Below are 20,312 nucleotides of genomic sequence, written 5' to 3'. Positions count from 1 at the left end.
GCCGGATGTGCGGGGCGGCACATCGGATGTGTGCGGCCGGAACGCTCTTGTTGGTGACACGAACAGACGGCGGGACACGGCTTTCAGACGAGTCCGATCGCCGACCGCCTCGTGAGTGCTCTCGTCGACCGTCGACGAGTGGAGCTATCGTCTTCCCAGTATGTATTGTTTTCAGGTATGTTCTCAGATGTGTTTGTCCGACGTAAGTTTTAACTACGCGGTATTTATATCGTGCACAAAGTGACATCCAGTAACAACGTCCGTTCGATAGTGCTTAGCACTGTTCTCGTTCTCTCCGTCGTGAGCGGTCCTGTGGCCGCTTCGACGACGACGTCGGCACAGCCGACGAACGTGAGCACTGCGGTGACGGCACAGACGGCACAGAACGCGAGTGCATCGACCGTGAACTGTCAGCTGAATCGAAGCTGCCCGAGACCTGATAGTTCAGTCGATCTCAACGCGAGCGGGGCGGGCGTCGACGTGCTGATCGACGGGAGTCATCAGGGCTCGACGTTCACGAAGTTCGCGAACCGACTCAGCGAGCGGGGGTACGACGTGGACACGAAGCGCTCCACCACGGGCGGGCTGACCTCGTGGAACGACTCGGCCGCGAGCGGGCTCTCTGACTACGACGTGGTCATCGTCCCGGTCCCGCAGACCGCCTACAGCGAGGCCGAGCAGGAGGCGCTGGACGAGTACGTCCGCAACGGCGGCAGCCTGTTCGTCGTGGCTGACTGGACCTCGCCGCTACAGGGCAACGCGGGGAAGCTCAACGACATCACCGACCCGTACGGGCTTCACTTCAACGGCGAGAGCGACAAGTGGCTGCGAAACATCCAGGACCCGACCAACAAGACCGTCGAGGACTACGAGTGGCGCGTGGTCCTGCACAACACCGGTGACCACCCCGTCACCGACGGCGTCGAGACGGTGGAGTACGACGGCGTCAGCATCAACGTGACCGACACGGACAACGGGACGCAGGCCCCGCTGCTGTACGGCGACGAGGACACCTACGAATACACGTACTCGACCACCGAGGAGAGCTTCCCGCGCGGTGAGCGCATCGTCGGTGCGGCCGCGACGTGGGACATCGGCCAGAACGGCCGCGTCGTCGCCTTCGGCAGCCAGAAGTCGCTGACGACCTACCTCACCGACGAGTGGCAGGCCGAACACCAGCAGACCGACACCCGGCCGTTCCTGTTCCGGACGGTGAAGTGGCTGGCCGCCTCGGGCCACGTCGAGCGTCCCGCAAAGCCGGTCGCAGTCACCGGCGAGCGGCTCAAGGGCGGCGAGACGCCCGCGAACGAGACCATCGTCCTGAAGAACAGCGAGGTCGCGGTCGCCATCGGGACCGAGAGCAACGGGCCCTTCGGGACGCTCCCCGGCGGCATCTACGACGCCAACGCATACGGGCTGACGACCGACCAGATCGGCGTCGCCGAGTTCGCGTTCAACAACTTCGGGACGTGGCCAGTCTACGAGTCCTTCGAGCGCCAGAACGCGACCGGGCCGAACGGCGTGGCGGTCGTCACCGCGACCGGCCACGCCAGTAGCAATCCGAACGTCTCGATCACGACGACGTACACGCTGCCGGCCAACTCCAGTCACGTCTGGATCAACACGACGATGGAGAACGGCGGCGACCAGCGCCTCCCGGTCAACGACTCGGAACGGCTCCAGAGCGGGGCGGCACTGAGTTCCGAGGGCCAGTCCACCTGGCTCCCCGGCTCGGGGACTATCGAGGAGACGCGCGCGCCGCCGGTGAGCGCCGACACGCTCACCCAGCCGTGGGCCGCGCTCACCGGCGACCGTGTCAGCTACGGCGTCTGGGGCGGGAACGGCTCGTTCACCGCGTACACCGCCTCCTCGACGTGGGTCGACCCGTGGCTCGAACACCGCCTCGACCCCGGCGAGAGCCAGTCCGCCGAGTTCGCCTTCTTCGTCGGAGCGGACGGCTCCAGTAGCGCGACCAGCGAGTACTACAACCGACAGGCAAACGCCGACGTGGGAACCGTGACCGGCACGGTCGAGAGCGCGGACAACGAGTCCGTCTCGCGGGCCACGATCACCGCCTCGACGGACGAGGGCGCGTTCACGTACACCGTCGGGACCGACGAGGGGTCCTACGGCCTCGACTTGCCCGCCGGCGAGTACACGCTCCGGGCCGAGGCCGCGGGCTTTGCGCCCTCCGAGTCCAAGACCGTGACCGTCACCGAAGGCGAGACGACGACCGTCTCCTTCGACACGCTCGAAGGCCCCGCACCGGTCAACGTCACCACGTCGCTGAACGACAGCGGGCAGGTCAGCCCGGCCGACGCCCGGATCACGGTCCTCGACGACGGGACGGCCGTCAAGACCGTCTACACGCAGACGACGCCCGTCGGAACGGCCTCCTTCGAACTGCCGCCCGGGAACTACACCCTCGTCCTGAACCACGGGACGGAGTACAACACCGAACCGGTCCGCAAGAACATCTCCGTGACGCCCGGCGCGGCGGTGACGGTGAACGCCACGTTCACCGAGGAACTCGACCCCAGCGAGAACGACTGGGTCAGCGTCGACCCGCACGCACACAGCAGCGTGAGCTTCGACGGCAAGACGCCGATCGACAACTTCCTCGCGATCCAGAAGTCCTCCGGCGTCGACGCCGTGTTCATCTCCGATCACAACGCCATCGGCGGCTGGGGGTCGATGCAGTCCCAGGCCGAAGCGCGCGACGAGCTGTTCATCCGCAGCGAGGAGATCACCACCGGCGACCTCGGGCACTTCAACCCCTACCCGATGCACGGCGAGGAGATGATCGACTCCGAGGGGACGCTCGTGGAGTTCATCGAGGAGTCACGCGCCCAGCACAACGCGACCGTCTTCCAGATCAACCACCCCGGCGACCGCTTCGTCGACCTCTCGGAAGCGCCCGGCCAGGAGGAAGAGTACCTCCCGATGGTCGACGCAATCGAGGCGTACAACGGTGAGTACGGTGCCAGTGACGCGAGTAGCGTGCAGGGGCTGTTTACCCTCTGGAACAACGGGTACGACATCGCCGCGACCGGGGTCAGCGACGACCACTGCTCGCAGTGCTTCCCGGTCAAGTACGGCAGCGCACGCACGCGGGCCTACGTCGAGGGCAACGTCACCGCCGAGAAGTGGGCCCAGTCCGTGAAGGACGGCCACACCTACGCGACGTACGGGCCGGCGGTCCAGTTCACCGTCGCTGACCGGATGCCCGGTGAGACCGTCACCACGACGGCCGGGTCGAACGTCACCGCCGAAGCCACGGTCCGCAACCTCGACGAACTGGCGTACGCCCACGTCATCAGGAACGGGACGACCGTCGCGAACGTCACGCTCGACGGGACGAACGACACGATGCGCACCGAGGTACCGGTCGACGGGAACGCCTGGGTCGCGTTCCGCGTCGTCGACGTGGACGGCGACCGCGCGCTGACCAGCCCCGTCTGGATCGCGACCAGCCAGCAGGGCGAGTCCGACAGCGAGAGCGACGGCGAGTCCGGCGGCGCGGCGTCCGACGACACCGAGACGGCCACCGACACGGGCGGGACTGCGACTGACGCCGAGACGGCGACCGAGTCCGGCGGCGGCGCGACGCAGACCGAAGCCGCGGGGACCGAGACCGCCGCGGCCTCGGGCCCGGGCTTCACCGCCGTCGTGGCGCTGATCGCGCTCGTCGGTGCAGCCCTGCTCGCAACCAGGCGGGGCGTGTGAGCCGTGCCAGACGCCAGCCAGCGGTCGACGCGGCGGGGGTTCCTCGGGGCCCTCGCGCTGGCGGCGGCGTCGAGCGCCGGCTGTAGCGGGTTCGGCGCGTCTTCGGGCCAGTCCGATTCCGCTGGCGTGTCCAGTTCGAGCGGCGAAACCGCCGCGCCGACCCGGACGGCGACCGAGACAGCTCACGAGAACGGCGAGCACGGCCACGGCCACGTCACCGAGGACCCCGGGCACGACGAGGAGCACACCCACGATGACCACGCGGAGGCGACCGGTCCGCTGGGCTCGTTCGAATCGCTACTGGACGAGCGGTTCGTCGAGATCGAATCGCTCCGGGTGAAAGACGATCGCGTCAGGCTGACGTACGTCACGCAGAGCACCCGGAGCCACGAGATCGCCGCCGGCATCGAGACGGTCGTCGTCTCGTTCGTGCAGGCCTACGCCGACGACTGGCGGGTCGACGGCCTCGACGCGAAACTGGTCGAACCCACGGGAGCGGTGATGGGCTACTGGCGGACCGAGACCCGGTGGGCCAGGCCCGTCGCCGCGGGCCAGGAGACCCGCACCGCGCTGCTCGAACGCACGCTCGACACCTACCACGGCCGCCTGACGCGGGACCACACCCACCGGGACGGCAGTGAGGACACGCACGACCACAGCGACGGTGAGAGCGACCACAGCCACACCGAAACCGACGCCGGACACAGTCACGACGACGGCAGCAGCGATCACACGCACGAGGCGACGGGTCACACCGACGGGTAATCGGAAGCCCAGCCGAACACCGTCGCTCGACGGTGTCGGTCGAATCGGCAGAGAATTTCGGGTCCGTCGCGGCCGACTCAGATTCCGAACAGCGAGTGGAGGCTGACGCCCACGTCGAAGTACTCGACGAGGCGGTAGCCGACGAGGATACCGGCGATGCCCATGACGCCGGCGAGGTTCGGCGGGGCCGGAATCGGGACGTCGAGGAGACCGAAGGCGACGCCGGTGAGGACGCCGGTTATCGTCGCGAGGACGACGAGCGAGAGGTTCATCGGGCGCTCACCCCGTCCGTCGGCCGCGGTGTGGTCGCGTCGTGTGTCGAACTGCGTGTCATTGGTGGGACAGAGAACGGCGTCGACGGGTAAGTATGCTCCCTCTCGCCGTCACTGTGCGTAGAATTCGCACACCACAGCGAGACAACGCCGATACAGGCGTAGGGAGTACAGATAAGTAGCATATTTTCGTTCATTCAGACCATATACTGATGAGATCGATTCAAATTTCCGTCGATATCTGATTTCGTCGGTAGAATTACCTGTTACAGGACACAGTTGTACTATTTGGACGAGAACGAACCATATCAACGAAGATATTGGCAGGGCACACCGGTACCTCGGACAGAACCAGTCATGTGTCAGCTGCCGCGGACTGTCCATTTATAAGAGTTGCACGATAAATGATGATGATGAAAGCCGTTCAGTTCGACCATCACGGCGACCGTGACGTGCTCGAGTATGGCGATTTCCCGGACCCCGAACCGGGACGCGACGAGGTAGTGATCGACGTGAAGGCCGCCGCGTTGAACCACCTGGACATCTGGACGCGGCGGGGGCTCCCCGGCGTCGACCTCGACATGCCCCACATCCCCGGCAGCGACGGCGCGGGCGTCGTGAGCGAGGTGGGCGAGGACGTATCCCGGTTCGAACCGGGCGACCGCGTCGCCGTCCTCGCGGGCAAGAGCGGCGGCGGCGACGAGTTCACGCGGAAGGGCGACCCGACGCTCGCGCCCGACTTTCACATCATCGGCGAGCACGTCCGCGGCGTCCACAGCGAGTTCGCCGCCGTGCCGGCCGAGAACCTCACGCCGGTCCCAGAGGGCGTCGACTGGGAGACGGCCGCCGCGGCCCCGCTCGTGTTCCAGACCGCCTGGCGGATGCTTCGCGACCGCGGCGACCTCAAGGCCGGGGAGTCGGTGCTGGTCCTCGGTGCGTCCGGCGGCGTCGGCCACGCGGCCGTCCAGGTCGCCGACCACGCCGGCGCGGAGGTGTTCGCGACCGCCAGCAGCCAGGCGAAACTGGACTACGCCGCCGAACTGGGCGCAGACCACACCATCAACTACGCGGAGACGGACTTCGCGAGCGAGATCCGAGACCTCACCGGCGGACGCGGGGTCGACATGGTCGTCGACCACGTCGGCGCACAGACCTGGCAGGACTCGCTCAAGAGCCTCGTCAAGGGCGGCCGCGTAGTCACCTGCGGCGCGACGACGGGCGGCAACCCCGAAACGGACCTGAACCGCATCTTCTGGAACCAGTTGCAGGTCATCGGGTCGACGATGGCGACGCCGGGCCAGGCCGACGAGGTGCTCGAACTCGTCTGGGAGGGCCACATGGAGCCGCGAATCCGCGAGACGCTGCCGATGAGCGACATCGCCCGCGCCCACGAGATCATCGAGAACCGCGAGGGCTTCGGGAAAGTGGTCGTCGTCCCGGACAGCGAACTGTAGGCCGCTCGGCGCTGTTTTGGCTACTCCGTCCCGAACCGCTCGACGGCGAACCGTTCGAACGGCTCGGAGTACTGCATCATCATCGTCCCCAGGACGCTCATGACGAGCACGTAGGCGACGGTAAAGGAGTAGATGGCGTTGGCGAGGTCGACCGAGAGCGACACGCCCGCGCCCGTCAGCGCGACGGCGGCGATGATGAGCGAGAACTCACCGCGCGTGACCATCCCCAGGCCCACGCGCATCGACCGCCGCGGCCCGAGGTCGTACGTGCGCCCGCCCAGGTAGCCCGAGAGCAGTTTCGTCGGGGTCGTGACGACGACGGCCGCGGCGACGAGGCCCGCGACGCCGGGGAACAGCGTCGGGTCGGTCTCGACGCCGATCCAGAAGAAGAACACGGCCGCGAACGTGTCGCGGACCGGTTCCAGCAGATTTTCGAGGTCGTGGGCGTGCGAGGTCGGCGCGAAGGCCATGCCGACGAAGAAGGCCGCGACGGCCTCGCTGACGCCGATGGCGAGCGCCACACCGGACACCAGCACCGTGATGCCGACGGCGCGCAACACCTTGTACTCGTTCGAGTTCGTCTGCAAGGCTCGTTCGAACCACGGCGTGCCGTACTGTGCAAGCAGGAGGAGGCCGACGATGAACGCGAGCGCGATGCCGACGGAGGTCACAGCCGCCCCCACGTCGGACCCGCCCGTGACGAGCGCCGCGGCGACGGTGAGATACACCGCGATGAACAGGTCCTCGAAGACGAGCGAACCGAGCATCGGTTCGGCCTCGTCGTTGGCGATCCAGCCGAGGTCGATGAGCGACTTGGTGATGATGGCCGACGACGAGATGTAGACGATGCCGGCCACCAGCACGGCCGCGAGCGGGTCCCGAAACAGCGCGAACCCGAGCAAGAGGCCGACCCCGAAGTTGATGCCCAGGTCGAGGAGCCCCGCTCTCCCGATGCGCTGTCGGCTCTCGATGAGGCGGTCGAGGTTGAACTCCAGTCCGAGGAAGAAGAGGAGAAAGACGATACCCAGTTCCGCGCCGATGTCGACGAACTCCGAGCCGCCGATGGTGGGCAACGCGACGCCGGCGACGTCGATACCCTCGGTCACCGACGGCGACAGCACCATCCCGACGACGATGTACAGCGGGATGACGGACTTGTCGACCCTGACCGCGACGACGCCGGCGACCGCCACCGCGGCGAACAGCACGCCCACGCCCAGCAGGTCAGCCACCCGCGCTCACCTCCGGGACTCTCCGCGCCCCCATCTATTCGTCACCGGTGAGCAGGCGCTCGAAGTCGTCGCAGCTCTCGCGGTTCCCGACGACGACGAGGGTGTCGCCGGCCTCGATGGTCCGCTCGGGCATCGGGCCGGGAATCACCTCCCCGTCGCGCTGGATGGCCACGACGGTCACGCCCGTGCGCTGTCCCACGTCGGCGCTCGCGACCGTCTCGCCGACCAGCGGGGAGTCCGGGTCGACGGCGAACCACTCCAGCAGCGTCCCCTCCGCAAGCATCGTCTCGACGTGGTCGGACTGGACCGGCTGGAAGTACGCCCCTTCGAGGATGGTCCCGACCATGCGGGCCATCCGGTCCGAGAGCTCGACGAGCTTCTCGGAATCGGCGTCGTCGCTCGCTTTCAGATACAGCTCGCGGGTCCCCGTGTTGTGCGTGACGATGACCAGTTGCTGGCCGCCGCCGATGTCCACCTCGTGTTTCTTCCCCACGCCGGGCAGGTCGCTCTCGGTCACGTCCATACCCGCAAGATTGCGGTGGCGAGGCAATAAGACCCGGGTGCGAGAGCGGGTTCGAGGAAGGCGTGGGGAGTGACCCAAAGGTATTAGTGGACGCGACATAACCCTAAGACAAGCCAACTTTCGCTAAGACAAAGTAATTTGTTTTAGCGACGGGAGCCACCAATGCCACACGACACACTCCTGCTCATCGGTCGCGACGCGCCGCGTGCGACGCCGTTCGAGACACACGCTCGCCGCCTCCGCGACCGCGGGGTAGCCACGGACGTGCGAGTGCTGACCTACGACCGCGAGCCCCGCCGGGAGCTTCGCGAGGACCTCGCCGCCGTCGACGCCGACCGCGTGTTCGCGCTCCCGCTGACCGTCGCCCACGACCATACGACGGTCACGGAGATCCCGGCCGCGCTGGAAGCAGTCGACGCCGAGACGCACTACTGCGAGCCGGTCGGGCGCAGTCCGCTCGTCACCGAGGCGCTCCGGGAGCGCGCGGCGTCTGTCGTGCCTGAGTCCCCCGACTCCTCGGTCGCGCTGGTCGCCTTCGGCTCCGGCGGCACGCCCTACCAGCGCCAGGTGACCGAGTACCACGCCGAGCGCCTGCGCGAGCGGACCGACTTCGGCGAGGTCGAGCCCTGCTATCTCCTCCAGAACCCCGCCGTCGAGTGCGTGCGCTACAACCTCACCCGCGACCACGCCGCCGCCGTCCCGCTCTTTCTCGCCCCGAACGAGGCAACCGACGAGCAGATCCCGTCCAGGCTCGACCTCGACCGCGGCGGCCTCGCCTACGCCGACCCGCTCGGCGAGCACCCGCTCGTCACCGAGGCCATCGAGACCGCCGTCGAGACGACCCGGACGCTCGCCTGCGCGACCACGCCGCGGACCTTCGAGGCGACGCTGGCCGGCACGACGCGGCCGATGGCCACCGACGGCGAAGGCGACTAGGAACAGTACGGTCGGTTCGCGCTGGATTACTTGGTTTTCTCGAAGTCGCGACTCGCCCGAATAGCGGCCGCCCGGCCACGTTGCGTCTCTCTCGAATCGAAGCGACGGGGGAACAGCCGAAAAAACGCCGCGCGCTAGCGCGGTCAGTCCCGACGGACGACCAGCACCGAGAGGTCCGAGAACCGCGTGTCCTCGCGGCCGTCGCCGCCGGCGTCGGCGGCCAGGTCGCCGAGCGTCGTCGCGGTGCGCGCCTCGTCGTCGTGGGTGAGCCGCTCGTACACCAGCGCCGGCAGGTCGGGGTCGCCGCCGGCGTCGAGCAGGTCGGCGGCGACGTCCTCGGGCATCAGGTCGAACGGCCGCGGGAGGACGAGCAAGTGGCGCTCGCCCACGTCGCGGCGGAGGCGGGCGCGGTCGTCGGCGAGGTCGCCGCTCTTGTGCAGCGTGACGAACGTCGTGTCCTCCATCGGCGTCCGGGCGCGGCTGGCCGCGATCTGGAGCGACGAGATGCCCGGCACGACGCGGACGGGGCGGTCGACGGCCCGCTGGACCTTCCCGACGAACTGGTAGCCCGAGTGGTTCGGGTCGCCCATCAGCACGGCCGTCCCGCGCTCGCCGGCGGCCACGCGCTCGGCGAAGGCGGCGAGCGTGTCGAGTTCGTCCCGGTAGCCGCAGGTCAACAGGTCGGCATCGGTGCGCTCGGCGACGAAGTCGACGACCGTCTCGAAGCCGACGACCACGTCGGCCTCGCGGATGGCCTGCTCGCCCCGCGGCGTGAGGAAGTCGAGGTTCCCCGGTCCGATGCCGACAGCGTGGACCGGCCGGTCGGCGTGGGGGTCCTCGGGCGCACTTGCCGCGAGGGCGGCGGGGTCTGGCCCGCTATCGAGGTCGTAGTCGTCGCCCTCAGTCATCCAGAGAGACCTCACCATCGCGGCTCGCGGGTCGTTCCTCCCCGCTCGCTCCGTCCGAGGGGGAGGTCATAGATCGACCGCCCCCTCCCGCACATCGCTTGCGACGTGCACCAGTTCGTTCGTCAGCCCGGCGGCCAGCCCGCTCCCGCCGCGGCGGCCGACGTTCGTAATGGTCGGGACGCCGTGCTCGGCCGCCACCTCGCGGAGCCGCTCTCTGCTCTCGGCGGCTTTCACGAATCCCACGGGCGTCGCGACGACGACGGCCGGCCGGGTGCCGTCCTCGATGCAGTCAGCGAGCGCGAGCGCCGCGGTCGGGGCGTTGCCCACAACAGCGATTGCGCCGTCGTAGACGCCCTCCCGGTCGAGTTCCAGCACCGACGCGGCCGTCCGTGTCATCCCCGTCTCGGCCGCCAGTTCCGCGCCGTTGCCGATGGCCTTCCGCACCGGGCAGTCGTGGCCGCGGCCGGTGATACCCGCTTTGACCATCGTGATGTCGGTGACGATGGGCTGTTCGTCGAGGACCGCCTGGGCCCCCGTGCGGACCGGTTCGTCCTCGTCTGCGCCGGTGAAGCGGACGAGGTGCTGGAACTCGGGGTCGCCGGTCGCGTGGACGGACTTCTGGCGGATGCGGTCGGCCAGCGTCTCGTCGGGGACGAGCCTGCGCACGCGGTCCATCGAGGTCTCGGCGATGTCCATCGCGTTCTCCGTGGTCGCGCCGAGGTCGGCGTACTCCTCGAAGTCGTCCTCGTCGTTCGTCTCACCGTCTGTCGCGTCGTTCGTGTTAATCGTCATCTGAGGTCACCTCCTCTTCGGGCTCGCGGGTCGCACTGCTCCCCGCTCGCTCGTCCGGAGCGCCTCGCTCCGAACCGGTCGTCGCTCGGCGCTCCAAGTCACCATCCACTTCCAGATTCAGGTCCCGCAAGCGGTCACGCGTCTCGTCGTCGGCGTCCCAGAGACCGCGGTCGATGGCCTCCAGCAGGGTGTCGGTGATGGAGTCCAGCGCCCAGGGGTTCACGTCCCGAAGCCAGTCTTGCCGGTCCTCGTCGAAAGCGTAGCGCTCGGCCACGTCGTCCCAGAGCGTATCGCTGACGACGCCGGTGGTGGCGTCCCAGCCCAGCACCACGTCGACCGTGGTCGAGAGGTCGCCCGCGCCCTTGTAGCCGTGTTCCTCCATCGAGTCGAGCCACGCGGGGTTGAGGACGCGGGCGCGCATCGCCTTGCGCACCTTCTCCTCGTTGGTGTAGACGTCGACGTTGTCCGGGTCCGAGGAGTCGCCGACGTAGGAGTTCGGTTCCTCGCCGGCGATCTCGGTCACGGCGGAGATGAACCCGCCGTGGAAGGCGTACCAGTCCGAAGAGTCAAACTCGTCCTGCTCGGCGGTGTCCTCGATCTTGACGGTCGCGTCGACGGAGGACAGGCGGCGCTCGAAGGACTCGTGGGCCTCGCTGACGCGGCCGCGCGAGCCCATCGCGTAGCCGCCCCACTGGACGTACACGTCGGCGAGGTCCGAGCGGTCGTCCCAGTTGCCCTCGTCGACGGCCTTGTTCGTGCCCGCGCCGTAGCCGCCGGGCCGCGTCGTGAACACGCGGTGTTTGGCGGCGCTGCGGGCGTCGCTCTCGTCCATGCCGTTGGCCACGAGGTCGTCGGTCTCCGCCTCGACGTGCTTTTTCACGTAGTTCATCTCGTGGGGTTCGTCGAGGTCGACGACGGCGTCGACCGCGTCGTGGACCACGCCCGCCGCCGCGGGGAAGGCGTCCCGGAACAGGCCGGAGACGCGCGTCGTCACGTCGATTCGCGGGCGGCCGAGTTCCGAAAGCGGAATCGGCTCCACGTCCTCGACGCGGCCGGCGTCGGACCAGACCGGTTCGACGCCCATGAGCGCGAGCACCTGCGCGATGGTCTCGCCGCGGGTCCGGACCGTCGGCGTGCCCCAGACGACGACACCGATTTCCTCGGGGTACTCGCCCTCGTCGCTCTCGTGACGGTCGACCACGCCGGACGCGACCTCGCTGCCCACGTCCCAGGCCGTCTTGGCCGGGACCTTCCGCGGGTCGAGCGTGTAGAAGTTCCGGGCCGTGGGGAGCAGGTCGACGCCGCCGCGGGTCGGCGCGCCGGAGCCGCCGGGCGGGACGTACTCGCCGGCCAGTGCGTCGGCGGTGCGGGGAATCTCGTCGGCCGCGCCGGCCACCCGCGGGGCGGCCTCTTCGCAGATGTACGCGAGTACCTCTCGCAGGTCGTCGTGCGCGCCGGAGCGAGCACGCGCGTCGCCGATGGGGTCGATGTCGACGACGAGGAGGTTCATGTTCACCTCCGAGTCCCCGTCGTCGAGTTCGCTCACGGGCACGTCGAAGTCGTGCTCGGCGAGCGTCCCCACGAGGTCTTTGCTGGTCTCGTGGACGCGGTCAGCGGCCTCGGCGTAGGTCATCCCCAGGGCCTCGTCGTACTCGCCGGGGGCGTTGCGGAGTTTGTCGTAGTCGACGCCCAGGACGCCGGCGACGCTCTCGCGCAGTGACGGCGCGCCGGGGTTCTCCAGGCGGGTCAGCGCGACCAGATAGTCGACCAGTCGGTCGTCGGCCGGCGGTTCGCCCATCGTGTGCAGGCCCTTGCGAATCTGGGTGGTCTTCACGTCGGTGAGGTACTCGTGGACGCGCTCGACGAGTGCGTCGATGTCGAGTTCCTCGCCTTCGACAGCACCTTCTGCAAGGGTCGATCCGGCCTCGTCCGGGCCGCGCACGTCGGCCTTCTCGTCGATTTCGCCTGCAATCCCGAGTTCCACGGCGAGGTCCAGTTCGTCGACAGTCCGGCGAATCTGCTCGGCGAGGTGCTCGCCGTCGTCGCTACGGGCGTCCTCCATGCCGGCTTCGCGGTAGCGGTCGGCCAGTTCCTCCAGGTCTGCCAGGTCGTCGTACGTCCCGGCGTTGGCCATCACCGGCGTCAGGTAGTCCACGATGGCGGCGTAGGAGCGCCGCTTCGCCTGCGTCCCCTCGCCGGGGTTGTTGACGATGTAGGGGTAGACGTTCGGGATATCGTCGATTAACTGGTCGGGCGCGCTCTCTCCGTCGAGGCCCACCGTCTTGCCGGGGAGCCACTCCAGGCTGCCGTGGGTCCCGAGGTGGACGACGGCGTCGGCCGCGTAGGCGTTGCGGAGCCAGCGGTAGAACGCCACGTAGTCGTGGGGCGGCTGGAGGTCCGAGTCGTGATACACCTTCGAAGGGTCCATGCCGAAGCCGCGCGGCGGCTGGACCGTGACGAGGACGTTGCCGAACTCCGCGCCGGGAATCGCGAACGGGCGCTCGGGCGGGTCGCCCCACTCTTCGACGACGTTCGCGCGGAAGTCCGGGTCGAGGTCCTCGAACCACTCGCCGTACTGGGTCGGCGAGACGGTGTCGACGCTCATCTCGCGCACGTCCTCGGGCGCGACCCAGCGGTCGTCGAGGGTCAACTGGGCAGTGAGCCGTTCGACCAGCGACTGGCCGCTCTCGGGCATGGTATCACCGAGGTCGTATCCCCGAACGTCCAGTTCTTCGAGCAGATTCACCGTGCTCTCGGGCGAGTCCAGCCCGAAGGCGGTCCCGATGCCGTCGTCGCTCGGCGGGTAGTTGTGGAGGACGACGGCCACGTTCTTCTCGTCGTTCGGGGTGTGGCGCAGTTCGGCCCAGTTGACCGCGAGGCGCGCGACGTGGTCGACGCGGTCATCGATGGGGAAGTGCTGCTTCGGGGCGCTCCCGATGTCGGCGGCGTCCTCGGTGCGCTCCTTGCCCGAGATGGGATGCGTGATGACGTTGCCGTCGAACTCCGGGAGCGCGACCGACAGGGCCAGTTCGAAGCCCATCACGCCCGTGTCGCTGCTGTCGTACCGTGAGCGCGAGCGCATCGTCGTCACGGTCTGGATGACCGGCACGCCAAGGCGGTCGAGGAACACGTCCTCGGCGGTGTCGCCCTCGTCGGAGGCGCTCCGCCCACGCTCGTCCATAGACAGCGAGAACATGAACGAGGAGCAGACGGCGTCGACGAGCGGATTCCCGTCGTCGTCCAGCAGCCACTCCTCGGTGACCCGCTCGGCGTTCCACTGGCCGTCGGCGTCGGTCGCCGGCTCGCAGAAGATGGGGAGCGCGTTCGCGCCCTGGCCCTCGATGGCCCGGACCTGCGCGTCGACGTAGCGGGTGTTCTCGTGGGTCCAGTGAGACTCGTAGAACCAGACCGCGACGGTCGGCTTGGCGGGGTCGAACGTCTCCCGCAGGTCGTCGATGCTTGCACCGGGATGGTCTGGATGGTAGACGCCCTCCGTCGGCAGTGTCACCGGGTCGTCGTACGCGGGGTCGGCGTCGCCGTACTGCGCGACGAGGTAGCGGGCGCAGTTGGCGACGTTGCTCGCGCCACCCTTCTCCAGGTACTCGTAGACCGTCTCGCGGTGCTCGTCGGGAACCGACGTGTCCTCGAAGGCGAAGGCGTCGCCGGTGGCTTTCACGACCAGCGGGACGCCGGCCTCGCGCAGACGCTCGACGGCCAGGTCGTAGCCCGGCATGCTGTCCTCGGCCCCGTGGAGCCAGAGGATGACGGCGTCGGCGTCGGTCAGTTCGTCGACGAACGCCTCGACCGCCGGTTCGTCGTCGAGGTCGCTCTCCGAGCGCACGACGAGGTCCGCGTCCACCTCGCCCGCGGCCCGCTGGACGGCCCCGAGTTCGTTCTCCGTCGCGGTGTAGAGTCCAAGCTGTGGCATAACGTTATTAAATCTCCGTTTTCACTAATACAAGTATGGTTGTATTCGGCGCGGGCAAAAAAGCTTCGCAGGGGCCGACGTTCGCGGGCGTCGTCGGTCAGCGCGACCTGAAAGAGGGGCTGCTCGCCGTCGCGACGGACGACGACCTCGACGGCCTGCTGGTCCGCGGCGAGAAGGGGACGGCGAAGTCGACGGCGGTACGGGCCCTCGCCGACCTGCTCCCCGAGCAGCGCGCGGTCGCGGACTGCCCCTACGGCTGTCCGCCCGACCGCCCAGAAGCCCAGTGCGAGGACTGCCGGGGCCGCGCCGACCCGCCCATCGAGACGCGCTCGGTCCCGCTCGTGACGCTCCCGCTCGGCGCGACGCGGGACCGCGTCGTCGGCACGCTCTCCGTGGCCGACGCGCTGGACGGCGACCACGAGTTCGACCCCGGCCTGCTGGCCCGCGCGAACCGCGGCATCCTCTACGTCGACGAGGTGAACCTGCTCGACGACCACCTCGTGGACGTGCTGCTCGACGCCGCCGCGAGCGGGGTGAACCGCGTCGAGCGCGACGGCGTCACCGTTTCCCACCCCGCCGAGTTCACACTCGTCGGGACGATGAACCCCGAGGAGGGCGACCTGCGGCCCCAGCTCCGGGACCGCTTCGCCCTCCAGACCGAGGTCAGCGCCTGCGAGGCCCTCGACGACCGGGTCGCCATCATCGACCGGGCGCTCGGAGACGGCGACGAGGGGGGAGACGAGACCGAACCCGACCGCGCGCCCGGCGAGCGACTGCGGACCGCCCGCGAAATGCTCTCGGAAGTCGACCTCGCCCGCGAGTTCCGCGAACAGATCGCCGAACTCTGTCGCGACGCCGGTCTGGACGGGCACCGCGGCGACATCGCCACCGCACGAGCGGCCCGGACGTTCGCCGCGCTCGACGGCCGGACGACCGTCCTCGAATCCGACGTGGAACGCGCCGCCGAGTTCGCGCTCCCCCACCGACTCACCAGCCGCCCCTTCGAGGACGCGCCGGACGTCGAGGACGTGCTGGACGACCACTTCGAGGACGGGGACGGCGATTCCGAAGAGGAGTCGGACGACGGAACCGACGCGGACGGCGACGGAGAGGCCGGCGACGAATCGACAGCCGAGGGAGCCGATTCCGAGGGCGACGGCGAGGGGGGCACCCAGCAGGACCAGCGGCCGGACGACGGCGGAGAATCCGACGAGGCGGGCGACGAATCGGGGGAGCGCGGCGAACAGCCGACCCCCGCATCGGCCGACAGCGACGGCGAACAGCAGGAGAGTGGGAGTGGCGGCGTGAACCCCGACAGCGACGACGAGAACGGCGACGGTGAGTCGGGTGAATCCGGCGACGGCGAATCCGGCGAAGCCGACCAGTCCGACGATCCGGAGGACGCGACGCCGCTCCTGCCCGGCCAGTCACGGGCCGCCGTCGGGGACAGCGGCGCACCCGACGTGGACGCCCCGGCGGTCGATACGGACGGCGGGGCAGCGAGTGGCCGCGCGGGTGCGACGGGCACGACCCGCGGCGCGACGGTCCGCACCGAGCGCGCCGGGCGGGACGACGAGGTCGACGCGGCGGCGTCGGTCCGGGCGGCGGCCGGGCGCGGGAGCGACCGCGTCGAGTCGCGGGACCTCCGCAAGTCCGTGCGGGCGGGTGACGCGGAGACGCTGGTCGTGTTCGCCGTCGACGCGAGCGCGTCGATGCGGCCGGCGATGCGCGCGGCGAAGGGCACGGTGCTCGAACTCCTGAAGGATGCCTATCAGGCCCGCGACGGGGTGGCGTTCGTCACGTTCGCCGGCGACGGCGCGGACGTGGTCCTGCCGCCGACCGACAGCGTCTCGCTGGCCGCCCGTCACCTCAAGGACCTCCCGACCGGCGACCAGACGCCGCTGCCGGCCGGCCTGACCGCCGCCCGCGAGGTGCTCGACCGCGCCGACCCGGACGCCGGCGTCGCCGTCGTCGTGACCGACGGCCGGGCCAACGCCGCCGACGGGAGCCCCGTCGAAGCGACGCGGACCGCGGCCCGCGCGCTCGGTGAAGCGGCCGACCGGACCGTCGTGGTCGACGCGGGCGACGGGAGCCGCGCCGGCCTGCTCGATTTGGTGGCCGGCGAGACGGACGCGCGAGTCGTTTCCCTCGACGCTCTGAGCGCCGAACGCGTCGACGCCGTGGCGGGCGAACGGTAAGGCGGGCGAGCCGCGCGAGGCGGAAGTTTTACAACCTTACTTGTTCTTTAGGCAACTGAGATTTCAATGCAGGACGACACTGACACCGCACGTGCCACGGACAGTGTGCACGACCGACTCGACCGCGCCAGAACGGCGCTGACAGGCCCGCAGATCGCCATCGCCATCGCGCTGGTGGCGGCGCTTGGCTTCACGCTCCTGTTCGTCCAGGACCCGATGCTCCACGACTCGCTGCACAACTTCCGGCACAGCGCCGGCATCACCTGCCACTGATGGCGACCGATTACCTCGAACGGGGCGCGGTCGCCGGCGTCGCGGGCGGGCTGGTCTACGGGCTGTTCGTCGCGACCGTCGGCAACGCGTTCACCGCCGGGCTGGAGACGTTCGAGCACGGGCACGGCCACGGCGGCGGACCGGTCGTCTCCGAGCTGACGACGACGGTCGCGAGCGTCGGCGGCGGCGTCCTCTGGGGCGTCCTGTTCGGCGTCGCCGCCTTCGGCATGGCGTACTTCTTCCTCGAACCGGCCCTGCCGGGGACGGGCGCGACGAAGCGGCTCGCGCTCGCCGGTGCGGGCTTTCTCACCGTCTCGGGCGCGCCGTGGCTCGTTTTGCCCCCTCAGCCGCCGGGCGTCGAGCAGGCGCTGGGGACGGACGCGCGGCTGGCCTGGTACGCCGGGCTGATGGTTCTCGGCGCGCTGATCGCAGTCCTTGCGGGCCTCGCCGCACGGCGGACCGCTGACCGGCACGCGGTTGTCAGGCTCGCCGCGACAGCAGCCCCGCTCGCGCTGCTCGCGATCCCTGTGATACTCGCCCCCGCGAACCCGGTTCACGGCGACGTGCCCGCGTCGCTGGTCGCCGCCTACCGCTGGACGGTGGTGTTCGGGCAGCTACTCCTGTGGACGACCATCGCGGGCGTCCACGCGTGGCTCGGGGACGCCGAGACCCGAGCGACCGAGGACCTCGACTACCCTGCGACGGCCGACTGACGGCGGCGCGATCAGATTTTCCCGGCGACCGTGCCGAGGTTCAGCGCCAGGCCGACGATGGCGACGACGGCCGCGACAGCGAGGTTCGCCGTCGTCCCGCCGAGGCCGACCGACGCGGTACCGGCCGACGCCAGCGCGCCGAACCCGATGCCGGCGACGACGAGCGCCACGCCGGCCAGCCCGACGAGCATCGTGCCGGTCGGGCCGAACCGCCCGGTCGACCGGGTCGCCTCGTACCGGTCGAGCGCGTCGTGCATCGTCTCGGTGACCGACTCCTCTACGTCCTCCATCTGCCCCGAGAGGTAGGTGTTCAGCGTCTCCTCGTCCTCGTCGAGTTCCTCGGCGCGCTCGGACAGTTGCCTGTCGTACTCCGTCAGTTCGGCCTCGCGCTCGTCGAGGTCGGTCTCCCGGTCGTCGAGCGCGGCCTCGCGTTCGTCGAGTCGATACTCCCGCTCGTCGAGTTCCGATTCTCGCCGCTCCAGTTCCTCCTCGCGGGCATCGACCTTCTCCTCGCGGCGGTCGAGTTCCGCGCCCCGCTGGTCGAGGCCCATCTCCCGCTCGTTCAGCCGACGCTGCATCTTCGCGAACTCCCGTTCGCGCTCGGTCGGGTGGTCTTCGGTCGGGGAGTCGGCATCGTCGTCCGAAGTCTCGGACGCCGCGTCGGCGTCCTTGGCCAGCGCCGCAATCGGCGTGGCGTCCCGATCCGCAGTTGTCTCGGACGACGACTCGGCGTCGTCCGTTTCAGCCGGTTCGTCCGGGTCGTGGTCCGCGTCTGTGTCGTTGGCCATGTTCGACGGTTCCGTATCGGGAGGATATGGCCGAGCGGACGGTTAGTTTGCCAGCGCTTACCACAGTAGCCGGAGCCAAACCACTGGCTCGCGGCCGAGTGACGGAGCGCCAGAACAAGTCGCTACTGCGCGATCGGCGTGCCGGTGCGTCAGCGACGCGGGCCGGCCGCAGCGTTCGCCGTCTCTAGACGATGCAGCCGATAGGCCCCGCGCTCGCGCCCGTCGTCGTGATAGACGACTGGTTCCTCGACGGCGACCGCGCGGCCGTCCGCGACCGCCGCCGCCGTCACGACGCCGTCGGTATCGAAGGTCTCGACGGGGCCGTCCGCGACGTCGAACAGTCGGAGCGCGTGGGCATCGGCGTCGCGGTCGCGGAAGTGCTGCGCGCCGGGGACGGCCAGCAGGTCGCCGGCCGCGCCGAGTCCGCTGGCGAACCCGCCGACGGGGGCCGACCAGCGCCGCTCGCCGGCGAGCGAGACGCCGACGGCGGTGTGCTCGTTCGGGTGGCGCGCGTCGGTCTGGCGGCCCTCCTCGGGATAGGTGTTGCCGGTGACGAACACCGCGCCGGCGTCGGTCGCGCGGACGTGGTTCGGATAGGCGTAGACGGTGTCGCCGGCCACGTCGGTCGGCGTCGCGAGCGGGACGCGCCAGCGTTCGCTCCCACCCGCATCCAGCCGGTAGCCGCAGTAATCGCCGTGGCTCGACAGCACCGCGCCGTCGGCGAGCAGCGCCACGTCGCCGACGCGGCGCTGGCCGTCGGTTCCGGGGTCCCACATCCACCGGGGCGAGCCGTCGGCGGCGTCGAGGACGACCAGCCCGTGCTGGTGGTCGCCGGGACAGCGGTTGTACGCGACGGCGACGCGGCCGCCCCGGACCGACAGCGCGATCGGCGAGGCGTCGGTGCGGTAGGTCCACGCGACCGAGCCATCCGACTCGAAGGCGTAGACCGCGCTCTCGAAGTGCCGCACGTCGTCGCCGTCCGCATCCGTTCGGCGTTCGTACCGGCGCGCCGCGGCGTACAGCCGGTCCCCGTCGGCGGCGAGGGCGGCGACGAACGGCAGGAGAAAGCGCGTCTCTCGCTGGGCCGCGCCGAGGTCGGACCGAGCGTCGTAGGTCCAGCGGACGCCGCCGTCGGCGTCGTGACAGCGGATCTGCCCACGGGCGCTGCGCTCCCCGACGGCGACGCCGCCGTCGAACGGGACGGCCGCGACGACGCTCGGGTCGCCATCGGTCTCGTGACGCCACCGGGGGGTCGGCGGGCCGTCGCTCGCGGCGTCGAAGGCCAGCACGTCCCCGTCTGCGGTTCCGACGACGGCCAGGTCGTCGGCCAGCGCGACCGCCGACCGGCGGCCCTGGTGGCGCGAGCGGGCCGGGGGAACCTCGCCGAGCGACGCGGTTTGCGCGCGCCGGCTACTCATCGACGGGGAACGCCTCGTGGAGCACGTCGTGGGCCTCGCCGAGACCGGCGAGTACGTCCTCGCCCTGTGCGGTGAGGCGATGGACCGCGCGCTCGGCGTCGCGGACCGCGACGAGTCGGCCCCGGAGGTAGTCGTACTCGGGGTCGTCCTCGTCGGCGGCGGCGATCTCCTCCTCCAGGTCGACGAGGGCGGCGTCGAGGTGGCGCTCGATCCCCGCGAGCGTCTCCGCGTTCGCGAGCGCCTCGATGGGGCCGTCGAGGTGCCCCTCCAGCTCCTGTTCCGCGTGCTGGCGCGCGTGGTCGTCTTCGGTGCCGAGAACGTTCATGAGGCCGAGTCGGAGGGCCTCGATTTCGTAGCAGCTCATGGTATGTGTTGAATAGTGGGGT

Annotated in this window: 16 protein-coding genes; 7 read left to right on the top strand and 9 right to left on the bottom strand. The window is 69.6% G+C overall.

Annotation, left to right across the window (positions count from 1 at the left end):
* Positions 1 to 351: 351 nt before the first annotated feature.
* Together ACOZ4I_RS01375 and ACOZ4I_RS01370 are read left to right on the top strand one after the other, a co-directional pair.
* On the top strand, positions 352 to 3,726 hold the full coding sequence (locus tag ACOZ4I_RS01375) for a CehA/McbA family metallohydrolase (protein ID WP_424004769.1): 3,375 nt from the start codon (positions 352 to 354) through the stop codon (positions 3,724 to 3,726).
* Between the two features lie 3 nt (positions 3,727 to 3,729).
* Positions 3,730 to 4,491, top strand: coding sequence for a hypothetical protein (locus ACOZ4I_RS01370; protein WP_424002271.1), 762 nt, complete (start codon positions 3,730 to 3,732; stop codon positions 4,489 to 4,491).
* 77 nt (positions 4,492 to 4,568) lie between these two features.
* Here ACOZ4I_RS01370 and ACOZ4I_RS01365 read toward each other — a convergent pair whose 3' ends face one another.
* On the bottom strand, positions 4,569 to 4,763 hold the full coding sequence (locus tag ACOZ4I_RS01365) for a XapX domain-containing protein (RefSeq protein WP_424002269.1): 195 nt from the start codon (positions 4,761 to 4,763) through the stop codon (positions 4,569 to 4,571).
* Positions 4,764 to 5,176: 413 nt separating this feature from the next.
* Between ACOZ4I_RS01365 and ACOZ4I_RS01360 the strand changes: the two genes are divergently transcribed.
* Positions 5,177 to 6,217, top strand: a complete 1,041-nt coding sequence (locus ACOZ4I_RS01360; RefSeq protein WP_424002267.1) for a zinc-binding dehydrogenase — start codon at positions 5,177 to 5,179, stop codon at positions 6,215 to 6,217.
* Positions 6,218 to 6,237: 20 nt separating this feature from the next.
* Here ACOZ4I_RS01360 and ACOZ4I_RS01355 read toward each other — a convergent pair whose 3' ends face one another.
* Entirely contained in the window at positions 6,238 to 7,449 is a 1,212-nt protein-coding gene (locus ACOZ4I_RS01355) for a cation:proton antiporter (protein WP_424002265.1), read from the bottom strand.
* A gap of 34 nt (positions 7,450 to 7,483) precedes the next feature.
* Positions 7,484 to 7,972: a cation:proton antiporter regulatory subunit gene (locus ACOZ4I_RS01350; protein WP_424002263.1), complete on the bottom strand. Its 489-nt coding sequence runs from the start codon at positions 7,970 to 7,972 to the stop codon at positions 7,484 to 7,486.
* 162 nt (positions 7,973 to 8,134) lie between these two features.
* Between ACOZ4I_RS01350 and ACOZ4I_RS01345 the strand changes: the two genes are divergently transcribed.
* Entirely contained in the window at positions 8,135 to 8,908 is a 774-nt protein-coding gene (locus ACOZ4I_RS01345; RefSeq protein ID WP_424002261.1) for a CbiX/SirB N-terminal domain-containing protein, read from the top strand.
* A 143-nt stretch (positions 8,909 to 9,051) separates the two neighbouring features.
* Here the strand turns inward: ACOZ4I_RS01345 and ACOZ4I_RS01340 are convergent, their stop codons facing one another.
* The 3 genes from ACOZ4I_RS01340 to cobN form a co-directional block, all read right to left on the bottom strand.
* Positions 9,052 to 9,816, bottom strand: a complete 765-nt coding sequence (locus ACOZ4I_RS01340) for a cobalt-precorrin-7 (C(5))-methyltransferase (RefSeq protein ID WP_424002259.1) — start codon at positions 9,814 to 9,816, stop codon at positions 9,052 to 9,054.
* Positions 9,817 to 9,882: 66 nt separating this feature from the next.
* Positions 9,883 to 10,608 carry a precorrin-8X methylmutase gene (locus ACOZ4I_RS01335; RefSeq protein ID WP_424002257.1) on the bottom strand — a complete coding sequence of 242 codons (726 nt, stop codon included), beginning with the start codon at positions 10,606 to 10,608 and terminating at the stop codon, positions 9,883 to 9,885.
* Positions 10,598 to 14,536, bottom strand: coding sequence for a cobaltochelatase subunit CobN (gene cobN, locus ACOZ4I_RS01330; RefSeq protein ID WP_424002255.1), 3,939 nt, complete (start codon positions 14,534 to 14,536; stop codon positions 10,598 to 10,600). Before cobN ends, ACOZ4I_RS01335 begins: the two co-directional genes overlap by 11 nt.
* A gap of 35 nt (positions 14,537 to 14,571) precedes the next feature.
* Here cobN and ACOZ4I_RS01325 point away from each other — a divergent pair, with 35 nt between their 5' ends.
* From ACOZ4I_RS01325 to ACOZ4I_RS01315, 3 genes are all read left to right on the top strand, one after another.
* Positions 14,572 to 16,734: a VWA domain-containing protein gene (locus ACOZ4I_RS01325; protein WP_424002253.1), complete on the top strand. Its 2,163-nt coding sequence runs from the start codon at positions 14,572 to 14,574 to the stop codon at positions 16,732 to 16,734.
* A gap of 66 nt (positions 16,735 to 16,800) precedes the next feature.
* A complete protein-coding gene (locus tag ACOZ4I_RS01320) occupies positions 16,801 to 17,007 on the top strand; it encodes a CbtB domain-containing protein (RefSeq protein ID WP_424002251.1) in 207 nt (68 codons plus the stop codon).
* Positions 17,007 to 17,720: a CbtA family protein gene (locus ACOZ4I_RS01315; protein WP_424002249.1), complete on the top strand. Its 714-nt coding sequence runs from the start codon at positions 17,007 to 17,009 to the stop codon at positions 17,718 to 17,720. Before ACOZ4I_RS01320 ends, ACOZ4I_RS01315 begins: the two co-directional genes overlap by 1 nt.
* 11 nt (positions 17,721 to 17,731) lie before the next feature.
* On the opposite strand, the gene ACOZ4I_RS01310 is transcribed toward ACOZ4I_RS01315, so the two are convergent.
* The 3 genes from ACOZ4I_RS01310 to ACOZ4I_RS01300 form a co-directional block, all read right to left on the bottom strand.
* The gene (locus ACOZ4I_RS01310; RefSeq protein ID WP_424002247.1) at positions 17,732 to 18,508 is read right to left on the bottom strand and encodes a hypothetical protein; all 777 of its coding nucleotides are present in this window, start codon (positions 18,506 to 18,508) and stop codon (positions 17,732 to 17,734) included.
* Between the two features lie 149 nt (positions 18,509 to 18,657).
* Positions 18,658 to 19,926, bottom strand: a complete 1,269-nt coding sequence (locus ACOZ4I_RS01305; protein ID WP_424002245.1) for a PQQ-binding-like beta-propeller repeat protein — start codon at positions 19,924 to 19,926, stop codon at positions 18,658 to 18,660.
* Complete coding sequence (locus tag ACOZ4I_RS01300; protein WP_424002243.1) at positions 19,919 to 20,290, bottom strand: DUF3209 family protein; 372 nt, start codon at positions 20,288 to 20,290, stop codon at positions 19,919 to 19,921. Before ACOZ4I_RS01300 ends, ACOZ4I_RS01305 begins: the two co-directional genes overlap by 8 nt.
* Positions 20,291 to 20,312: the final 22 nt, after the last annotated feature.

This window comes from Haloarcula salina, assembly GCF_049603855.1.
GTDB classification, from domain to species: Archaea; Halobacteriota; Halobacteria; order Halobacteriales; family Haloarculaceae; genus Haloarcula; species Haloarcula salina_A.
Note: the sequence above shows the minus strand (reverse complement) of the source record. Positions and strands in the feature narration are given on the sequence as shown.